The organism is Noviherbaspirillum sp. (assembly GCF_035627455.1).
In the GTDB taxonomy this organism is placed as follows: Bacteria; Pseudomonadota; Gammaproteobacteria; order Burkholderiales; family Burkholderiaceae_D; genus Noviherbaspirillum.
On sequence record NZ_DASPLS010000075.1, the window covers coordinates 1 to 4,225 of the forward strand.

General features: G+C 68.0%; 6 protein-coding genes and 1 pseudogene. 4 read left to right on the top strand and 3 right to left on the bottom strand.

Annotated features, from left to right (window positions below; translation table 11 throughout):
* Positions 1–137: pseudogene (locus tag VEC01_RS14735) on the top strand (FABP family protein); the annotation flags it as partial.
* A gap of 23 nt (positions 138–160) precedes the next feature.
* Positions 161–367: a cysteine-rich CWC family protein gene (locus VEC01_RS14740; protein WP_324901657.1), complete on the top strand. Its 207-nt coding sequence runs from the start codon at positions 161–163 to the stop codon at positions 365–367.
* A gap of 96 nt (positions 368–463) precedes the next feature.
* On the opposite strand, the gene VEC01_RS14745 is transcribed toward VEC01_RS14740, so the two are convergent.
* Positions 464–868 (bottom strand): hypothetical protein, encoded by a 405-nt coding sequence (locus tag VEC01_RS14745; RefSeq protein ID WP_324901658.1) that lies wholly within the window; start codon positions 866–868, stop codon positions 464–466.
* A 147-nt stretch (positions 869–1,015) separates the two neighbouring features.
* Between VEC01_RS14745 and VEC01_RS14750 the strand changes: the two genes are divergently transcribed.
* Both VEC01_RS14750 and VEC01_RS14755 read left to right on the top strand, forming a co-directional pair.
* Positions 1,016–2,047 carry an RNA methyltransferase gene (locus VEC01_RS14750; protein ID WP_324901659.1) on the top strand — a complete coding sequence of 344 codons (1,032 nt, stop codon included), beginning with the start codon at positions 1,016–1,018 and terminating at the stop codon, positions 2,045–2,047.
* Between the two features lie 22 nt (positions 2,048–2,069).
* Positions 2,070–2,906 carry an SIR2 family NAD-dependent protein deacylase gene (locus tag VEC01_RS14755; RefSeq protein ID WP_324901660.1) on the top strand — a complete coding sequence of 279 codons (837 nt, stop codon included), beginning with the start codon at positions 2,070–2,072 and terminating at the stop codon, positions 2,904–2,906.
* A gap of 40 nt (positions 2,907–2,946) precedes the next feature.
* Here VEC01_RS14755 and VEC01_RS14760 read toward each other — a convergent pair whose 3' ends face one another.
* Positions 2,947–3,366 (bottom strand): secondary thiamine-phosphate synthase enzyme YjbQ, encoded by a 420-nt coding sequence (locus VEC01_RS14760; RefSeq protein ID WP_324901661.1) that lies wholly within the window; start codon positions 3,364–3,366, stop codon positions 2,947–2,949.
* Positions 3,367–3,406: 40 nt separating this feature from the next.
* The coding region (locus tag VEC01_RS14765) for a fused MFS/spermidine synthase (RefSeq protein WP_324901662.1) at positions 3,407–4,225 on the bottom strand (819 nt) is incomplete at its 5' end.

Consider the following 4,225-nt stretch of genomic DNA (forward strand, 5'->3'; position numbering starts at 1 on the left):
ACGACGACGGCAGCTGGGGCTACGACGAGGACACGGTACTGATGATCCGCGGGAAGGAAGAGCCGTTCCACCACACCGACCGCAACCTGCTGACGAAGATCGCGGAGCCGACGCCGAACCCGCTGGCGCGCGGATGACGGAGCGGCCGGAGCGAAACGGGATGGAACCGAAACCGAACAATGCCTGCCCGCTGTGCGGCGGGCCGAACGGTTGCGCGCCGGCCGCGGCCGGCAGCTTCGACGTGCCGTGCTGGTGCACCACGGCGAAGGTGGATGCTGCGGTGCTGGCGCGGGTGCCCGAGGCTCTGCGCGGGCAAGCCTGCATTTGCGCGAAGTGTGCGGCGCGGCCTGTCACTTCCGAAACTTGAAATCGTGCTTCGGCACGATCCGCATCGCTTTCCTTCAGAAACCGCAGGGTGCGCTCCGCGCAGCGTGAAGTTCGACGCCGGTGCGCCGGGCGCACCCTACCACTTGCGGATTCTGTAATCGTGCTCCAGTACGATCTGCGTCGACGCGATCAGGCTGTTGAGCCCGAACACCAGCTGGGTCAATACCTCTCCCGGCAGCGCCCAGATCTGCCTGCCGGGCGCCACGATGCCGGTGGCCGCGCTGATCACCGGCGCCGCCCACTCGGCCTCCGGCGTCACATCCAGCAGGATCTCGCCTTCCGGCGTGGTGTGCATGTAGATCTCGCCGCCGGGGGCGAGGAAAAAGCAGATGCCGTAACCGGCCGCATTCTTGCGCAGAGGCGCGCGCTGCAGGTCGCGGTTGTAGTTGTCGATCCAGGCTTCCACGTCATAGGTGGTCTTCAGGTCGATCCACGGGCGGATCGCGGGTTCCTCGCGCTTTTCGTCATCGATGTCGGTCATCGTGGTTCCAACGGTTGCTTTGCTGTGATGGCAAACTATACACGCTGCCTGCGCGGGCCGGCATCCGGTTGGAAAAAAACCGCCCGCGGCTTACAATCGGCCCATTCTTTCCGCGCCCATCCCGTCCGCCGCCACGACATTCTTTCCATGCAACTTGACGCGATCCGCCAACGCCTGCGCTCCCACGGCGCCATGCCGCTGCACGAGCAGCGCGTGCTGCGCGACTGGCTGCAGTTGCGGCCGCACGACAGCGGGCGGCGCCGGCCGCAGGATTTCCTGCCGCAGTCCCTGCGCGCCGCCTTGCCGGCGATCGACGCCGAGCTGCAGGGCATCGCCCGGCTGGTCGCGTCGCACCCGACGGAAGACGGCTCGGCGCGCCTCCTGGTCGGGCTGGCCGACGGCCAGACGGTGGAAAGCGTGCTGCTGCCGCGCGGCGGCCTGTGCGTCTCCAGCCAGGTCGGCTGCGCGGTCGGCTGCCGCTTCTGCATGACCGGCCAGGGCGGCCTGGTGCGCCAGCTCACCAGCGGCGAAATGGCGGCCCAGGTGGCGCTGGCGCGCACTCAGCGCACGGTCAAGAAGGTGGTGTTCATGGGCATGGGCGAGCCGGCGCACAACCTTGCCAATGTGATGGATGCGATCGCGCTGCTCGGCACCGAAGGCAATATCGGCCACAAGAACCTGGTGTTCTCGACCGTCGGTGACCCGCGCGTGTTCGAGCGCCTGCCGCAAGGGCCGGTCAAGCCGGCGCTGGCGCTGTCGCTGCATACCACCAAGCCGGCGCTGCGCGAGAAGCTGCTGCCGCGCGCACCGCGCCTGGCGCCGCAGGAGCTGGTGGAACTGGGCGAACGCTATGCGCGTCTGACCGCGTATCCGGTGCAATACCAGTGGACTTTGCTGGACGGCATCAACGACGGCGACGACGAGATCGAGGGCATCGTGAAACTGTTCAAGGGCAGGTATGGCGTGCTGAACCTGATTCCGTACAACGCGGTGCCGGGGCTGGAATACCGGCGCCCGCCGATGGAGCGCTACCGGGAGATGATCCGCATCCTGCACCGGCGCGGCGTGCTGGCCAAGCTGCGCGACTCGGCGGCGCAGGAAGTCGACGGCGGCTGCGGCCAGCTGCGGGCGCGCGCGATGGCGGCGGACGCCCCCGTCATCCCGCTGCAGCCGGCGTAAAGGCAGCGGCGGCGCCACCCTCATGAAGACACCCTCCACCGCCGCCACCGCCACCTTCGGCCTCGAACCGGCCGGCTACCGCAAGCTTCTCGATCAGTTCACGCAGGCGCGCCGCATCCTCGTCTACAGCGGCGCGGGCTTGTCGGCCGACTCCGGCCTGCCGACCTACCGGGGCGCCGGCAGGCATTTGTGGACCGGCGATACGGTGCGGCGGGTGGCGACGCTGGAAGGCTATGCGCGCGACCCGGCGTTCGCGGTCGAGTGGTACATCGAACAGGGCGGCTGGCTGCACGCGGCGCGGCCGCATGAAGGGCATCGCGCGCTGCAGGCGCTCGACGCGTTCTGGCAGGTCACGCATGTGACGCAGAACGTGGACGTGCTGCTGGAAGCGGCCGGCTGCGCGAAGGTGCTGCACCTGCACGGCCGCTATGACGAGCTGCGCTGCCTGAACTGCGACTGGCATGGGCGCGCGGCGCGGCCGGAAGACCTGCGCCCTCCCTGCCCGAACTGCGGCGGGCAGCGGCGTCCGTCCATCGTGTGGCTGGGCGAGATGCCGGACGCCGCGCTGGTGGCGCAGGCGGAAGCGGATGCGGCGGCGGCCGAACTGGTGCTGGTGATCGGCACGCCGGCCGAGATGTACCCGGGGGCGGCGATCGTCGAGACCGCGCATCGCGCCGGCGCGGGCATCTGCGTGATCAATCCGGAATGGTGCGAGAACCTGCATTACGCGCACTGGCAGCTGTTCGGCACCGCGCACGCGGTGCTGCCAGGGCTGGCGCGCGACGCGCTTGCGCGCAGGCAGGCGGAGGGCAGGGCGGTGCCCTGGTACTGGCGCTGGCTGGCGGAATGGGTGAGGTAGCGCATTGGAAGGCGCGGCGCAACGGTTTCGCGCGGCGCCTTCACTCACCGATGATTTTCACCAGCACCCGCTTCTTCCGCATGCCGTCGAATTCCCCGTAGAAGATCTGTTCCCACGGCCCGAAGTCCAGCCTGCCGCCGGTTACCGCGACTACAACCTCGCGGCCCATCACCTGGCGCTTGATATGCGCGTCGGCATTGTCCTCGCCGGTGTCGTTGTGGCGGTACTGGCCGACCGGCTCGTGCGGCGCAATCTTTTCCAGCCACACTTCATAGTCGTGGTGCAGCCCCGGCTCGTCGTCGTTGATGAACACCGATGCCGAGATGTGCATCGCGTTCACCAGCACCAGCCCTTCGCGCACGCCGCTGTCGGCGAGCGCCTCTTCTACCTGCGGCGTGATGTTGATGAAGGCGCGGCGCGCGGGCGTGTTGAACCAAAGTTCCTTGCGGTAGCTTTTCATCTGCGCTCCAGGTCGTCCAAAGCGGCGATTGTAGCGCGCGTCATTTCAGGATCGGGTAGATGCTGCTGTAGTTGTCCGTCCAGGGCCGGATCGCGACTTCCGGTTCGACTTCCTCGCCCATGCCGGCAAGCGGGCCGCCGTCGAGCGCCGCGGCGTCGTCGCTGATCAGGATCCATTCCGGGTCGAGCAGTCCGCGCTCCGCATCCTCCTCTTCCGTCAGCACCAGACGCGCCTGCTTGCGGTAAAAGTCAGCCGCATGCTTGACCACCGGAACGAGGTCGAGGTTGCGGTTGGAAACATGCACCGCGAGGATGCCGCCGGGACGCAGGTGGCGGAAGTAGAGCGCGAAGGCTTCACGCGTGAGCAGGTGCACCGGGATGGAGTCGCCGGAAAACGCGTCGACCACCAGCACATCAAAAGCCTGCGGCGCTTCCCGTTCGAGCGTCAGGCGGGCGTCGCCGAGCACGGTCTCCACGTTGGCAGGGGTGTCGGCCAGGAAAGTAAACTGCGTGCGCGCCAGTTCCAGCACCAGCGGATTGATTTCATAGAAGCGGTAACGGTCGCCAGCCCGACCCCAGGCCGCCATCGTGCCGACGCCGAGGCCGATCACGCCCACGTGTTGCGGCTGCCCGGCTTGCCGTGTGGCGAGCACCGCCAGCCCGGCGCCGCCGTTGTCGCCGTAATAGGTGGTCGGCCAGCGCCGCCTGTCTTCGTCGAGGAACTGGGAGCCGTGCAGGATCGCGCCATGCACCAGCTCGCGCTCCCGGTAGCCGTTGTCCATCACGTCGTTTACCGCGAGCGTGCCATAGAAGTTGCGCGCGAGCACACGGTGCAGGTTGCCCTGCCGCGCGGCGCCGAT

Coding starts and splice junctions, on each gene's coding strand:
- VEC01_RS14740 (WP_324901657.1), top strand. CDS start 161: ATGGAACCGAAACCGAACAATGCCTGCCCGCTGTGCGGCGGGCCGAAC.
- VEC01_RS14750 (WP_324901659.1), top strand. CDS start 1,016: ATGCAACTTGACGCGATCCGCCAACGCCTGCGCTCCCACGGCGCCATG.
- VEC01_RS14745 (WP_324901658.1), bottom strand. CDS start 868: ATGACCGACATCGATGACGAAAAGCGCGAGGAACCCGCGATCCGCCCG.
- VEC01_RS14755 (WP_324901660.1), top strand. CDS start 2,070: ATGAAGACACCCTCCACCGCCGCCACCGCCACCTTCGGCCTCGAACCG.
- VEC01_RS14760 (WP_324901661.1), bottom strand. CDS start 3,366: ATGAAAAGCTACCGCAAGGAACTTTGGTTCAACACGCCCGCGCGCCGC.